Here is a 15,476-nt window from a genome sequence, read left to right as displayed (position 1 = left end):
TGTTTCCGGACGTCAGGGATCGCAGGTGAAATGGCCCGGGGTCCCCGGGTAGATCGGGTTCGTGTTGTTCTTGACGTCCGTCTTGTACACCATGGCGACCTCGTTGTAGCCCGATGACCCCGGATCACCCGGGTCGACGGCGCCACTGGCTGCGGCGAGGTCGATCACCCACTGGATCAGCTGCGGAGGCTGGCCCCGCACCGTGACGTACGCGCCGTACGTCGCCGGGCACAGATACGTGACGTTGTACACACCCGCCCAGTCGAGCACCCGGTCGCCAGCGATCGGTCCGTTCGCAGCGACGTTCGCCTGAGCAGCGTCCTGATCCCAGCCACCGTACGACACGTCGATGCCGTGGTAGCTCTCCACGTCGGCCTCGGCCCACGCCGCCCAGGTCGCCGGATAGGTTCCGTCGGGCCGCACGTCGATCATGTCGTCGCCGTTGCCGGCCCACGTGTAGTCGTCACCGCGACCACCCCAGGTGACATCTCCGTCGCCACCCGACACCGTGTCGACCGTGCCGTGACCGTTCGAGTCACCCCCGAAGATCCGGTCCTTGTCCGCCGACGCCGGGTTCGGGTCGGTGACGTCGGTCGTGTAGTCGGCATCGGGGTCGACGATCTCGGCGCCGCCGTCGCCGTCTCCCTGGATCAGGTCTGCTCCGGCACCACCGTGCATCCAGTCGTCTCCGTCACCGCCGATCATCACGTCGGAAGCATCGACGACATCGACCTGGGTGTCGTCGAACGCGAAGAGTTCCACCTCTCGGAACAGGGTGCCGTCGACACAGATGTCCTCGCCGACGAACGGCTGCCGCGGCTCGAGGAACTGCGGGTCACCGCACAGGACGTTGGCGTCGCCATCGCCGAGCAGTTCGGTGGTGACCGATCCGAGGTCACCGACCATCGCGTCGGATCCGTACTCACCCTCCACCATGTCGGCTCCGGCCTGCCCGTACAGTTCGTCGTGGCCGCCATTTCCTGCGATGAAGTCGTCGCCGAACGTGCCGGCGGGAGTCTGGACACCGACCATCAGGACGAGACGCTGCGTGAGCGTCATCGACACGCCGTCCGGGCCGTCACCGGAAATCACGTTGCCCGTGCGACCGACCCATCCGTTGTCCCCGACGATCGCATCGTGGTCCCCGACGGTGGCGTCGCCATCGTCGCCGTGGATGACGTCGGCACCGTCCAGGAGGTTGGCCCCGTTGGCGAGACGCATCGCGTCCCAGATCTTGCCGTCGTCGGCCGACCCGCCACCGGCGACGTCGTCTTCGTCGCCGTTACCGAAGATGAGGTCGTTGCCGTGGTTGCCCTCGATCTCGTCGTCACCGTCGCCGCCGATGATCGTGTCGCCGAGCCAACCGTCGTTGTGCTCACCGTCCTCGTCGACGCCCGCCGGGTCGACGGTGAGGCGATCGAAGTCCGGGGAAGCCTCAGCTCCGCTGTTGTAGTCGTTGTTCCGACCGTCGACGGGATCGGTCTGGCCCGCCGGCTGGCTTCCGTTGCCCTGGCCGAACAGCCGATCCGCGCCCTCGTTGCCCTGCAGCAGGTCACCGCCGCTCACACTCGGTGAGATCGCCGATCCGCCCGCGACCTGGACGTCGAAGAGTTCGATCGGTGCACGCTGCGAGCCGTTGGGGCCGTTGACGGCCGGGAGATTGCGGTTGATCAGCGCGTTGTCGCCGGTGATCCAGTCGTCGCCGAACCCACCGGTGACGATGTTCTCGCCCTGGTCGAGCAACCGGTCGCCGCGACGTTCTCCGTCGATCACACCGTCGGTCGCCGAACCGCCACCGATGAGGTCGTCGTCACCGCCGCCGCCGTCGATGGTGTCCACACCGTTGTTGCCCTCGATGTAGTCGTTCCCGCCCCCGCCGCTGAGGTCGTCGTCGTCGGTCTGTCCGAAGATCCGGTCGGGGGCGCCGTCGCCCGTGATCGTGTCGGGGCCGCCCGTCTGCGGGCTCGTCAGCGACACCGACAGTTCGTAGTCGTAGACCTCGACGTCGAAGAGTTCGATGCCGGCCCGACCCAGCGCCGGCACCGAGCGGTTGATCAGCGCGTTGTCACCGGTGATCCAATCCTCGTCGGAGCCACCACGGATGTCGTCGCCGTCATCGAGCAGCGACGTGCCGTTCCGGTCGTCGTCGATCACACCGTCGCTCGCCGAACCACCACCGACCAGGTCGTCGTCACCGATACCGCCGTCGATCGAGTCGGCACCGTTGTTGCCCTCGACGTAGTCGGCGCCTGGCCCACCCTCGATGGTGTCGCCGCCGGTCTGGCCGAAGATGAGGTCGTCGTCGCCGCCACCGTCGATCAAGGTTTCGGGGCCGCCGGTGCCCGGGAGCGTTCCGAGGGTCACGATCTCGACGTCGAACAGCACGACGGGTACCGGAGCGCTCGACGGGACGACACGGCTCATCAGCGCGTTGTCGCCGGCGATGTAGTCGGCGCCCGAACCACCCGATATCAGGGTCTCCCCGACGTCGGAGAGCCCGTCGCCGATGCGATCTGCGTCGATCACGCCGTCGTTGGCGGAGCCGCCGCCGACGATGTCATCCGCTCCGTCGTTGCCGGACAGCGTGTCGTTGCCGTCGTTGCCCTCGATGTAGTCGTCGCCGTCGTTGCCCTCGATGGTGTCGGGCGCTCCCTGTCCGAAGATCTGGTCGCCGAGCGCGTCGCCGAAGATCGTGTCGGGACCGCTGGTTCCCGGGGCGGGTGTGGAAGCCGTCGTGCCGACGTCGAACAGCACGATCAGTGCCGGCGCACCGCTCGGCACGTTGCGGCTGATCCAGGCGTTGTCGCCGGCGATCCAGTCCACTCCGTCGTCGCCGTGGATGGTGTCGCCGCCGTCGAGACGTCCGTCGCCGGACCGCCCGTCGTCGTTGACACCGTCGAGAGCGGAACTCCCGCCGACGAGGTCGTCGTCGCCGTTGCCGCCGTTGATGAGATCGGCGCCGCTGTTGCCTTCGATCGAGTCGTCACCGGCGTCGCCGTCGAGCGCGTCGCCCCCGGCCTGACCGTAGATCCGGTCGTCGCCGGCATCACCGCCGATCACGTCGAGCGCTCCCGCGCCGTCGACCCGCAGCTCCACGAGCCACGTGTCGGTGTCCGGATCGGCACCGCCCGTGATCACCGCGTTGTCGCCGGCGATGACGTCGTCGTCGGCGTTGCCGTCGATGAAGTCGGTGCCGTCGGCGACGCCCGCTTCGCGGTTGCCACCCACGATCTGGTCCTTGCCGCCGTCGCCTTGGATGTCGTCACCCTTGCCGTTGCCCCAGATGTCGTCACCGTCGGCGAGACCGCGGATGATGTCGACACCGTCACACGGCTCGTCGGCCACGGCAGCATCGCCGTAGATGATGTCCTCGCCGCTGTCGCCGAACATGGTGTCGCCGGCGCCATTGCCCGACATGAGGTCGGCGGCCGGACCGCCGCGCATCAGGTCGGCCCCGTCGGCGCAGCCGTTCGAGGCTGCAGCATTGTCACCGAACATCACGTCGGCGTCGTTGTCACCGAACATGGTGTCGGCACCGGCGTCGCCGGACATCGTGTCGCCGCCGTTGTCGCCGAACATGAGGTCGTTGCCGCCGCCACCGTTCATCGTGTCGGCGCCTGCCTGGCCGTAGATGACGTCGTCGTCACCGTCGCCGTCGAGATCGGTGTCGCCCGCGGCGCCGGCCGACGACATGGTCGTCACGAGCGGGAGCGCAGGGTCGGTCGGGAGCAGGTTGCCCTGGAGTGGCGCGCGGTTGATCGTGCCGTTGTCGCCCAGGATGATGTCGAGACCGTCGCCACCGCCGATGGCGTCGTCGCCGTCGTTGCCGATCAGGTTGTCGTCGCCCTCGTCGCCTTCGATCGTGTCGTTGCCGTTCATCCCGAAGATCGAATCGTCGCCGGTTCCGCCCCTGAGCATCGGATCATCGCCGTCGTCGCCGTAGATGATGTCCTGGTCGGGACCACCGTCGATCGTGTCGTCGCCGAATCCGCCGACGATGACGTCGTCGCCCTCGTCGCCGTCGATCGTGTCGTCGCCCCAGTCGCCCTCGATCGAGTCGGGGCCCGGTCCGCCGTGGATGACGTCGTCGGAGAACCCGGGTGGCGGCAGATCGATCACGTTCGGGGTCGACGGGTCGGTGTCGAACGTCGACGGGTTGGCATCGGCCCCACCCTTCAGGTTGTCGGCACCCGGTCCACCGAAGATGGTGTCCGCGCCGAGGTCACCGTTGACCTGGTCGTCGCCACCGCCGGCGTCGATGACGTCGTTGCCGGAGCCGCCACCGAGCTGGTCGCTCCCGCCGTGGCCCCATACCGTGTCGAGGCCGCCGTTGGCGCTGATCTGATCGAGACCGTCATCGCCGCTCTCACCGGTCGAGCAGGTCCAATCGCCCGACTCCTGCACGAGCGACCCGTCGCCGCCCAGCCGGTCGGGTCCTTCTCCGCCGGAGAGTTTGTCGTCACCGGGACCACCACAGATGACGGTCGGGATGACGAACGGCACCTGTTCGGAGACGACCGTCTCCTCGCCGTCGACCAGGACCACCGACTCGATCGAGCCGGGCTCGAACCGGACGCTGTCGTCGCCGCCGGCGGCGTCACCGACGACCTTGCTCACGCCGTGGCGCGTCTCTTCGAAGCCGAACGCGCTCACCAGCACCGAATCCTCGTCGAGCTGGCGGACGACGAACTTCTCGTCGGGCTCGGTCTCGGCGAAGCCGCGGTCGCCCGCCTTCGTGCCGATGTTGAGGTGGAGGACGCCGTCGGTCGGGTCCAGCTCGCTGAGCACCGGATCGGGCGGCTCGCACAGGTCGGCGGTGATGTTCTCGAGTTCGAGCAGCGTGATGTTCACGACGGTGAACTGGAACCGCTTCGAGAAGAGGAAGAGGTCGATCTCGACGAAGATCCGCACGAACGCCTCGAGCTTGCCGCTCACGTCGAACAGACAGATCGGATTGTTGAAGATGAAGCTCGCGATCTCGTCGAGTCGCAGCTTTCCGTCGAGGTTCTCCGGCGGTATCGGGTTGAAGAACCCACCGTCGTGCAGGTTGAGATCGAGGGTCGCGCGCACGCCGCCCTCGACGCCCGCCGAGACCACGACGAGGTCGACCGCAGCGCCGGCGGCGAACTCGACGACCAGTCGGATCTCCGGCACGTCCTGGCCGGCCGAGTTGAGGTCATCGAGGAACAGGCCGTTGAACAGGAACCCGAAACCCTTCAGGAAACTCACGTCGGGCCCGTCGTCGTCGGTGATCGCCTGCACCAGTTGGCGGACGCCCTTCGTGTCGTAGCCGACGGCGAAGCGACCTTCGATCGACGCCGACCCGGAGATCACGATCGACACCGGGATCGGGCCGACGGCGATCGGGCCGAAGCTCTGGCTGAATCCGAACTCCGCCTTCAACGGGCCGGAGGCGAACCGCACGAGCGTGATGTCCTCGCCGACGAGCAGGTTGAAGATGTTGCTGAGGTCCTCGAACGCCGGGAACGTGAAACCCGGCTCGTCGTCGGAGAACTCGGCGCCGTCGGCGAGGTTCTCGTTGAACGACGCGACGAACGCGTCGAACGACGAGTTCAGACCGCTCATCGCATCGGTGATCGACGACGTGGTCACCGTCTCGCCGGAGATCAGGCTGCTCTTCTGATTGGCCGGCAACTCGCTGTCACCGATCGCCGCACCTCCGATGTCGAAGCGGCCGATCGGGATGATGATCTCGCCGGCGTCACCGAGCGCGGCGACCGCGTTGATGAAGGTGACGACGTCGAGCAGCGTCTTGATCAGCGTGAGGTCGTTGCCCGAGATCGCCTCGAAGAGATCGATCATGGTGACCGGGTCTTCGCCGACGAGCTCGGCGAGCTGGCTGACCCCCGGGATCGGGGCCGACACGACGTCGATGATCGGTTGGAGCGGTTCGGTGAACTTGGTGACCTCGTCGAGGATCGGTGCCAGGAAGTCGTTGATGAAGCTGCCGAGGTCGAGTTCGACGTCTTCGAACGACATGTCGAGGTCGCCGAAGTTCAGTCCGTCGACCCCGAGCGTGGCGCTCCACTGGATGTCGAGCGTGGCGTACACCGTCGGCAGCGAGCCGTCGCCGGCCTCGCTCCCACCGAACTCGGGTGCGGTGGCGAGCCGCCAGTAGATGTCGACGTCGGCCGAGATCGTCGGGAGCAGATCGACCGGGTCGACGTTGAGCAGGTTCGACAGGGCCAGCTTGCCGGTGCCGCTCGGATCGGGCAGGTCGATCGCGATCGACAGGTTGAGCTCGTCGGCCTGGCGGCCGGCCGGCTTGGGCGTGTCGGAGTTGTCACCGTCGATGTCGACGCCGAGGAACGCGATGTCGGCCAGGAAGTCGGGCGTGTTCACGCTGACGTCGAGCGAGATCTCGTCGTCGCCGCCGGTCGCGAGATAGAAGCCCTCGGTCAGCGACAGGCCGAACCCGACGTCGATCGACCAGTCGACGCTCGCCGTGATCCCGTCGGGATCGTCACCGGCATCCGGGCCGTCGGCGGTCGCCAGCCGGAGGCCGGGAAAGCCGAAGTCGAAGGGGATCTCGGGTGCCTCGGCGATGTTCTCACCGATGCTGAACTGGAGACTCAGGTCGACGATGTCGAGCACACCGTCGGCCGGATCGACACACTCGTGGGCGTCGTTGCCGCACAGCACGACCACGACGATGTCGCCGGGGTCGACGCCGGCGGGCGCCTGGGTGTCGAGCAGCAGGCCGGCTCCGCCCGGTCCGATCAGGTCGTACATCTCCGACTGCAGCGGGCCGGCGATCGAGTCGACGTCGGTCGGGTCGAACGACTGCAGGAAGGCGCCGACCGGCGTGGCGAACGAATCATTGAACGCGGCGCCGATCTCGGCGCCACCGTCGAGGACGTCGCCGACGACCGGGATGTCGACGTCGTACGACGCCCCGTCGGTCGATTCCTCGATGAAGTCACCGAAGTCCTGGAGGCCCTGACCGATCAGCTGCCACGCGAGCGTCTCGGCATTGTCCAACAGGTTCGCCTTGATCTCGTCCATCACACCCGGCGGACCGACCGTCGCCGTGAACGGGCTCAGCTCGGTCACCTCGAACTCGATCGTGCCGAGGTGGATCGGGGCGCCGCCGGCGTTCACCCGCAGCGGCAGCGACGCACATGCGTAGCGCACGCCGTCGCCGCAGTCGACCACGTCGTTGGTGCCGAGTGCGGTGCCGAGGTCGATCGACGCGAACAGGTCGCCGACACCCGGTTCGCCACCTGCCGGGAAGAGGTAGGCACGGTCGCCGGCGACGTCACCGTTGACCGTGAACGCCGCGCCGGCCCTCGCCTGGACCGTGGTGCTCACCTCCGGGCAGCCGTCGTTGACCACCGACGGTGTGTCGTCGTCGACGGTGTCGGAGAGGTCGTCGTCGTCCGGGTCGTCGTCGATGTCGTTCGCGCAGTCCGGGTCGACGGTGTCGCCCACTTGCTCGCACCCGTCGTTGACCGCTCCGTCACCGTCGTCGTCGATGTCGTTCGAGCAGTCCTCCACGGCGCTCGTCACGGCACCGACCTCGACTTCGAACGGGCCGATCGAGGCGTTGAACGCCCCGTCGAACAGGCCGGCGACCCGGAGGTCGACGCCCGAGGAGTCGAGGACGAACGGCTTGGGCGTCACGTCTCCCTCGAACACGTCGGGGAGTTCGACGCCGAGGCCGACCGTGACACTCGCGTTGTAGTCGAGCGCCACCGAGCCCTCACCCTCGGCCGCGATCAGTCCGGCGAGGTCACCGAACCCAGAGGTGTCGAAGTTGAACTCCGACGTCAGGGGAATCTCCTGCGTGCATCCGACGCCTCCGTACGTCGCCACGTCCGAGCACACGCCGAGGTCGAGGGTGAGCAGGATCGTGCCCGGTTCACCGGGCACGGCCAGGTACTCGAGCTGCACGTAGTCGTTCGCGGCCAGGAACGCCGCGACGTCGGCGATGTACTGGTCGAGCGCAGCCTGGAACACCGCATCGTCGAAGAAGTCGTCGGTCGCATCGCCCGGGGTCCCGTTGTCGTCGATGAATCCGGCATCGTTCGGGTCGGGGGCGTCACCGATCGACGAGATGTCGACGCCGAACGCACTCGCGATCGCGAGCTCGAGCTCGGTCTCGAAACGCTGCAGGCTGCCGGCAGGGTCTTGTGAGAGTTGGTTGACGGTGTCGCGCACGTCGTCGAGGAACGAGACGGAGTCGCGGAGGCTCGTGCCGATGATCGGCAACTCCTCGTCGACGACACCACCCTCGTCGATCGTCGCCACCGCCCCGATCGCGACGTCGACGGCGTCGATGATCTGGTTGAACAGGGCGAGCGGGTTGTCGGGATCGATGTTGAACGACAGCAGGTCGTCGTTGAAGGCGGCGTTGCCGCTCATCGTCGGGGCCTCGTCGAGGATGTCGGGCCACCCGAAGGTGACTTCCGCGCCGGCGAGTTCGGTCGAACCGATCGTGGCCACCGCGGTCAGCGTCGTGTCGGGTACGGCGGCATTGATCGTGCCCGTCACCGAGAGATCGGGGCCGCCGTCGATGACGAACTGGTTGCCGTCGACGATATTGGTGTCGAGGCCGGCGAGCCCCTGGTACAACTCGGTCAGCGTCAAGGTGTCGTCGTCGCTCGCCACGTCGATCGTCACCATGTCGGTGGTGTCGCCGGCTCGCTTGCCCAGGATGGGGACCCACCCTGCGGCGCCCGACGCCGTGTTCTGATCGGACAGCGCCACCTCGAGGAAACCGATCGTGCCGCCGAGTGCGAGGTCGGCGGAGGCGAGGGCGTTGCCCGTGATCTCGGTACCGGCGGTGTCGATGAAGAGGAAGTCGGTGATCGGCTCGGCGATGTCGAAGTCGGCCAGGTCGATGCCGAAGGTGACGTCGACGTCGTAGTCGGCGACGACGCCGATGCCGGCCGACCCATTCGCGGACACCAGCCCGGACAGGCCGAGCTCCGCGAGCTGGTCGTTGAGCTTCACCTCGGCCGGCGGAGGCGTGTACGACGCACCGAAAGCGAGGTCGAAGGTGATCGCACCGTCGGCGTACGCGAGGTCGGCGGCGTCACCGAGTGCGGTTTCGAGTTCGGCCATGATCCCGTCGAGGGTCGCGAGGCCCAGGGCGTCGAGGTCGACGTCGGGGACTCCGTCGCCGTCGGTATCGCCGATCAGCAACTCGAACGGACTCTCCGGGCGCGACAGTCCCTTCGCGACGAAGAAGTCACCGATCGCGGCGTTGACATCGAGCAGGTCGGCGAGGTTCTCGACGGTCTTGTCGAGCGTCTCTCCCGGGGCCGGCGCCGGCGCGCCGAGCATCGGCAGGTTCGGGTTGGCCACGCGGGTCTGCATCGCCTGGAGCGACACCGCGAGCTGGGCGATCGAGACGAGGATCTCGGGGGCGCCCATGTTCGTGAAGTCGCCCAGCTCCGGCAGATCGAGTTCGAGCGTGTCGACCGTGTCATCCGACAGGTCGGCGTCGGCGTACACGACCGTGCCCGTGAGCCCCGCCCCGGCGAGGAGCGTGCCGTCGGCGACCGCCAGCGACGCGTTCATCGCCGCGCTCGAGCTCGAGTACTGGATGTCGAACAGGTCGATCGCGGCTGCCGACGCGAGTTCGTCGAGCGAGAGTCGACCGTCGGCGTCGGGGTCGACGAGGTCGATCGTGAAGTCGACGTCGGCCGAGGCCGTGCCCGTCACCGTGACATCGAGGATCCCGAGGCGGATGTCGACGCCGGAACCGAAGTCGACATCGAGATCGGCCGTGACGTGACCCGTGGTGTTCGGCATCGGGAGGAACAGCTCGGGCGGCGCGCCCGATTCGTCGAGTTCGACCACCAGGCCCGACATGTCGAGGGTCAGCGCTCCCCCGATCGCGCCGCCACCGAGGTCGACGCCGCCCTCGAAGAAGTCGATCGGCGAGCTCACCGATCGACTGAATGTCAACGTACCGAATGTGACGACACCGCCGGAGACGTCGGCATCGACGTCGACGACCACACCTCCTGCGGTCGTGCCGGACAGCGACTCCAGGTGGGATTCGAGGGCCCCGTTGTCGAAGCCGACGTCGAGGTCGGCGATCGCTTCGATCAGGGTCGCGGCCAGATCGAGGCCGTCGTCACCGGTCGGGAGGAGTTCGGTGAGCGGGAGTGGCTGACTCAGCTCGTCGAGGTTGTCGAGCCCTCCGAGCGCGGCCATGAGCTGCTCGAGCCCGTCGCTGACCACCTGCTCTTCAGGCGTCGCCGCCTGCGCGACCTCGGGGCGAGCGACGACGCCCAGCGTGATGATCATGGTGAGTGAGAGCGCGACGGCCAACGGCCGTTGCGCCCATCTCGTGGACCGCTTCGTCGCCATCGGCGACCCCCAAACTGCTGTGGTGACAGTTCCCGCCGTCGGGAGGACCCTTCCACGGCAGCCCGATCACCGCAAGCGAATTGAGGAGGTCTTGCCGGTGAACACGACACGCCGGGGCCCACCGGCACGCGGGACGCAGCGACCGGAGGGCCCGCAGCGCGAGGCCGAACGCAGCGAGCGCCGCAGCCGGCGCCGCTGACTAGTAGCGGTAGTGCTCGGGCTTGAAGGGGCCGGCCGGGTCCATGTCGAGGTACTCGGCCTGCTCGTCGGTGAGCGTCGTGAGTCGCACGCCGAGGGCGTCGAGGTGGAACCGGGCGACCTTCTCGTCGAGATGCTTCGGCAGCACGTACACGCCCAGCGGGTAGTCCTCGGTCCGATTGAAGAGTTCGATCTGGGCGATCACCTGGTTGGAGAACGAGCAGCTCATCACGAAGCTCGGGTGGCCGGTGGCGCAACCGAGGTTCACGAGGCGACCCTCGGCCAGGATGATGATCTGGTGGCCGTCGTCGAACTTCCAGACGTCGGTGCCGGGCTTCAGCTCGTCGCGGGTCGCGCCGGAGCGGGCGAGGCCCTCCATGTCGATCTCGTTGTCGAAGTGGCCGATGTTGCAGACGATCGCGTTGTGCTTCATCTGCTGCATGTCGTCGGCCGTGATCAGGCCGTAGTTGCCGCTGGCGGTGACGAACAGATCGGCCTCGCCGACGACGTCTTCGAGGCGGACGACCTGGAGGCCCTCCATGGCCGCCTGGAGCGCGTTGATCGGGTCGATCTCGGTGACGACCACGCGGGCACCCTGGCCACGCAGCGACTGCACACAGCCCTTGCCGACGTCGCCGTAGCCGAGCACGACGGCGAGCTTGCCGCCGAGCATGACGTCGGTCGCCCGGCTGATCGCGTCGACCAGCGAGTGGCGACAGCCGTACAGGTTGTCGAACTTCGACTTGGTGACCGAGTCGTTGACGTTGATCGCCGGGAAGAGCAGCTCACCGTCGGCGAACATCTTGTAGAGACGCTTCACGCCGGTGGTGGTCTCCTCGGTGACGCCCTTGACGCCGGCACCCATCCGCGTCCACTTCTGGTCGTCGTCCTTGAGCGTGCGCTGCAGGAGGCCGAGGATGATCGCCAACTCGGCGTTGGACGCCTCGGTCGGATCGGGGACCTCGCCCGCCTTCTCGTACTCGACGCCCTTGTGCAGGAGCAGGGTGGCGTCGCCGCCGTCGTCGAGGATCATGTTCGGACCGTCGTAGACCGTGCCGTCTGCACCGTCGGGCCACGTCATCATCTGCTCGGTGCACCACCAGTACTCCTCGAGCGTCTCGCCCTTCCAGGCGAACACGGGCACACCCTGTGGGTCGTCCTCGGTGCCGTTCGGGCCGACGACGACCGCCGCGGCAGCGTGGTCCTGCGTGGAGAAGATGTTGCAGCTCGCCCAGCGCACCTCGGCACCGAGCTCGGTGAGCGTCTCGATCAGCACCGCGGTCTGAATGGTCATGTGGAGCGACCCGGAGATCCGGGCACCGGCGAGCGGCTTGCTCGGGCCGTACTCCTTGCGGATGGCCATCAGGCCCGGCATCTCGTGTTCGGCGAGGAGCATCTCCTTGCGGCCGAACGGGGCCATGCTGAGGTCGGCGACTCGGAAGTCGTTCCGCGCGGCGAGTGTTGACGTCATGTTGTTCTCCTCCGTGGCCCGGGCGGGCCGCCGGCAAGTTCGGATGGAGCGAGCCGGGGCCTGCTGGCGCCGATCGGGTCAGCCCGCGTGGATGAAGGAACAACGCTACCGCCGGGCCCTCACCAACCCGGTCACCACCGTCGACCAGCGAGCCGGACGCTGCGTCCGGCGTTCGGTCGCGCGGAGACAGCATCACACCCGTACGCAACACCTCACTCGAGACAACCGATCATTCGACCCGACCAACAAGAAGGATCCAGGGCGGCTGACGGCGTCGAGCGCAAGGCGCGACGAACCCGAACAGCCTTCGGGCCGTGAGCGGTGAGGCGGAACGCCGCGATCGGCGTCGTCAGTCGTCGTCGAGGATGACGGCGTAGACGTCGAGGAGATAGTCGACGTAGCCGGCCCGGTTGTAGAACCGGATCGAGTTCGGGCCCTGGCTCGACGTGCCGTACGGGATCAGCGCCAGGTTCGGCACCGTGTCGTTCTCGAGGATGTTCACGTTCGACACGAGCGGCACCGCCGTGCTGTCGCCGGGCGACGGGTACGCCGTGACGAACGACGCCACGGGCGCCCACTCGTACTGACGCTGGAGGTCGGTCGCGGTGAGGTTCCCGATCAGCCCCGACTGGGCGCCGACCGGTTCGCCGTCGATCCGGACGTCGTTGACGAAGCTCTCGAAGCTGAAGTCCTCAGCCTCGGCCGGGCCGAGCGGCACGTCACCGAAGTCGTCGGACCGGGTGTCGAACGCCCGGAAGGGGGCGACGAGCGGCACGACGCGTCCGGCCTTGGTGTCGACCGACACGTTGCGTTCGAGGTAGGCGACGACGTCGACGACCATCCGCACCTCGCCCTGGAGGTTGAAGAGATGGATCGAGCCGTCGTCGTCGACCGGGAGGATCGCCATGTTGGCACGGATCTGCCCGTTGACGAGGTTGACGGTGCTGGTGTCGGGAACCGCGCCGTCGGCGACGGCGTCGGGCACCGCCGCGATGTACGTCGGCAGACTGCCCGGGAACACGTTGACGCCGGTGATGTTGGCGATCACACCGACGACGTCGTCGCCGTCGGGGATGACCGCGGTGTTGGGCTTGGAGACCTCGGCGGCGCCGCGGATCGGCACCTCGATCTGCGTGCGGCCCGTGAGGGTGTCGCCGCCGAACTGCTCGAGCTCACTGTCGTAGACACGGATCGGATCGATGTCGATCACACGATCGCCACGCTCCTCGTAGGAGCTGGTCGAGAACCATCCGGTGATGTCGACCGCGACGTGAGCGGTGCCGGGGCCGGTCGGGCTGACCAGCCGGAGCGAGATCTTGCCGTCGTCGCCGGGCCGGATGATGGCGGTGTTCGGGATGAACGTGCCGGGGAAGAAGTTGACGACCGACGTGTTGCCCTCTTCGGCACCCGTGCCGAACGCTCGGAGGAAGCCGAGTCGCGTCGGCTCGATCACCGTGATGTTCACCACGACGGCGAGCACGTTATCGTCCTGGCCGTCGCCGTCGAGGTCGTCGACGAAGTCGGGCAACCCGCCCTCGCCCACGACTTGGACGTCGATCGTGGGATCGGTCTCGGATGCGCTCATCGAGCGGGCACCGCCCGACTCGCGTGAGTCGAAGATGCGGGACGGGGTGATCTGCTGGAACTCGCCGCCGGCGCCCAGGGCACCGCCGACGGCCTCGACGGTGCGGTCGGCATCGGGCGAGATCGCGACGCCGAGCACGGCAGCGGCCATCACGGCGGCCGCCGTCATCGCGGCGCGCGAGAGAGAACGAACGGACCGGTTGCTCACGGCTGAGGAGCGTACTTCGTCACGATCGGCGTCGGGGGTCGCGTCGATCACACGTCGAACGTCGGTGCGAGGCCGCGCTCGGCGACGATCGCGTCGAGCCGGGCCGCGTCGTCGTCGGACAGGCCGGTCGACTCCTCGACGAGCATGACGGGGATGCCGTCGCGGATCTCGTACGTGCGCTTGAGGCGCGGGTTGTACAGCACCGCCTCGGCGTCGAGGTGGTACAGCGGCCCCTTGTCTTCGGGGCAGGCCAAGATGGCGAGGAGGGCGGGATCGAGACTCATGTTGGCTCCGTCAGGCTTGCGTGATCAGTGACAGTAGGTCGGCGACCCGGTCGTCGCACTCATTTCGATCGACGGCCTCGAGGTTGAGGCGCAGCAGCGGCTCGGTGTTGGACGGTCGCAGGTTGAACCAGTACCGGCCGCAATCGACGCTGAGGCCGTCGAGACGGTCTTGGTCGTGCTCGGCGAACTCGGCGCTCACGAGGTCGATCACGGCAGCCGGATCGTCGACCTGCGTGTTGATCTCGCCGCTCGCCGCGTACCGCTCGAACGGCTTGCGCAGCGTGCTCAACGGCTCGTCGGCGCGACTGAGTTCGGCGAGCACGAGCATCGACGCGATCAGCCCGCTGTCGGCCCGGAAATTCCCCGTGAAGTAGTAGTGCGCGGAGTGTTCGCCGCCGAAGACGGCGCCGGTCTCGAGCATCTGCTCCTTGATGTACGAGTGGCCGACCTTGGTCCGGATCGGGATGCCGCCGTGCTCGCTGACGACCTCGGGGACCGAACGCGAACAGATCAGGTTGTGGAGCACCGTCGACCCCGGGTTCGAGCGCAGCACCGCGGCCGCCAACAGTGCCGTGGTGGTCGAGCCGCTGAGGCCCTCGCCGGATTCGTCGACGACGAACACCCGGTCGGCGTCGCCGTCGAACGCCAACCCGACGTCGAATCCGCCGGAGACCACACGCGCCCGCAGGTCGCGCTGGTTGGCGGGTTGCAGCGGGTCGGCCGGATGATTGGGGAACATCCCGTCGAGCTCGCCGTACATGACCTCGAGCTCGATCATCGGCAGGCGATCGAAGACCGCAGGAACGACGAGACCTCCCATGCCGTTCGCGGTGTCGACGACGACACGCATCGGCGTGAGCTCATCGACGTCGATGAACGACAGCACGTGCTCGACGAAGTCGGGCAGGACGTCGCGCTCGGTGCGGCGGCCGGTGTGCTCGGTCGGACGTGGGCCGACACCGTCGAGCACGGTCGACGACGTCGCTCGGATCTCGGCGAGGCCGCTGTCGATCCCGACCGGCTTGGCACCGGCGAGGCAGAATTTGACGCCGTTGTACTGCGACGGGTTGTGCGACGCCGTCCACATCGCACCCGGGGCATCGAGCACGCCGGCGGCGTAGTACATCATGTCGGTCGAGGCAAGGCCCAGGTCGACGACGTCGAGCCCCTGGTCCATCACACCGCGGGAGAACTCGGCCACCAGTTCGATCCCGGACTCGCGCATGTCGCGCGCCACCAGGACCTGATCGGCGTCGACCAGTTTCGCGAATCCGACACCGAGGGCATACGCGACCGCTCCATCGAGCTGGTCGGGCACCGTGCCCCGGATGTCGTACGCCTTGACGATTTCATCCAGTACTGACATAAGCGGTACTCAAAGCTATCG

General features: G+C 67.6%; 5 protein-coding genes. All 5 read right to left on the bottom strand.

What is annotated here, in order from left to right:
• Nucleotides 1–12 precede the first annotated feature (12 nt).
• The 5 genes from R8G01_20935 to manB all read right to left on the bottom strand — a co-directional run bounded on the left by R8G01_20935 (nucleotide 13) and on the right by manB (nucleotide 15,455).
• Complete coding sequence (locus tag R8G01_20935) at nucleotides 13–10,344, bottom strand: calcium-binding protein (GenBank protein ID MDW3216470.1); 10,332 nt, start codon at nucleotides 10,342–10,344, stop codon at nucleotides 13–15.
• A 199-nt stretch (nucleotides 10,345–10,543) separates the two neighbouring features.
• The gene (ahcY, locus tag R8G01_20930; GenBank protein ID MDW3216469.1) at nucleotides 10,544–12,013 is read right to left on the bottom strand and encodes an adenosylhomocysteinase; all 1,470 of its coding nucleotides are present in this window, start codon (nucleotides 12,011–12,013) and stop codon (nucleotides 10,544–10,546) included.
• Nucleotides 12,014–12,362: 349 nt separating this feature from the next.
• The gene (locus R8G01_20925) at nucleotides 12,363–13,805 is read right to left on the bottom strand and encodes a hypothetical protein (GenBank protein ID MDW3216468.1); all 1,443 of its coding nucleotides are present in this window, start codon (nucleotides 13,803–13,805) and stop codon (nucleotides 12,363–12,365) included.
• A gap of 47 nt (nucleotides 13,806–13,852) precedes the next feature.
• Nucleotides 13,853–14,089 carry a Trm112 family protein gene (locus R8G01_20920; protein MDW3216467.1) on the bottom strand — a complete coding sequence of 79 codons (237 nt, stop codon included), beginning with the start codon at nucleotides 14,087–14,089 and terminating at the stop codon, nucleotides 13,853–13,855.
• A 10-nt stretch (nucleotides 14,090–14,099) separates the two neighbouring features.
• Entirely contained in the window at nucleotides 14,100–15,455 is a 1,356-nt protein-coding gene (gene manB, locus R8G01_20915) for a phosphomannomutase/phosphoglucomutase (protein ID MDW3216466.1), read from the bottom strand.
• Nucleotides 15,456–15,476: the final 21 nt, after the last annotated feature.

It is taken from the genome of Ilumatobacteraceae bacterium, assembly GCA_033344875.1.
Taxonomy (GTDB): Bacteria; Actinomycetota; Acidimicrobiia; order Acidimicrobiales; family Ilumatobacteraceae; genus Ilumatobacter.
Note: the sequence above shows the minus strand (reverse complement) of the source record. Positions and strands in the feature narration are given on the sequence as shown.

What these genes read in the sequence shown, in the direction of transcription:
- R8G01_20935 (MDW3216470.1), bottom strand. Translation starts at nt 10,344, where the DNA reads ATGGCGACGAAGCGGTCCACGAGATGGGCGCAACGGCCGTTGGCCGTC.
- R8G01_20920 (MDW3216467.1), bottom strand. Translation starts at nt 14,089, where the DNA reads ATGAGTCTCGATCCCGCCCTCCTCGCCATCTTGGCCTGCCCCGAAGAC.
- ahcY (MDW3216469.1), bottom strand. Translation starts at nt 12,013, where the DNA reads ATGACGTCAACACTCGCCGCGCGGAACGACTTCCGAGTCGCCGACCTC.
- manB (MDW3216466.1), bottom strand. Translation starts at nt 15,455, where the DNA reads ATGTCAGTACTGGATGAAATCGTCAAGGCGTACGACATCCGGGGCACG.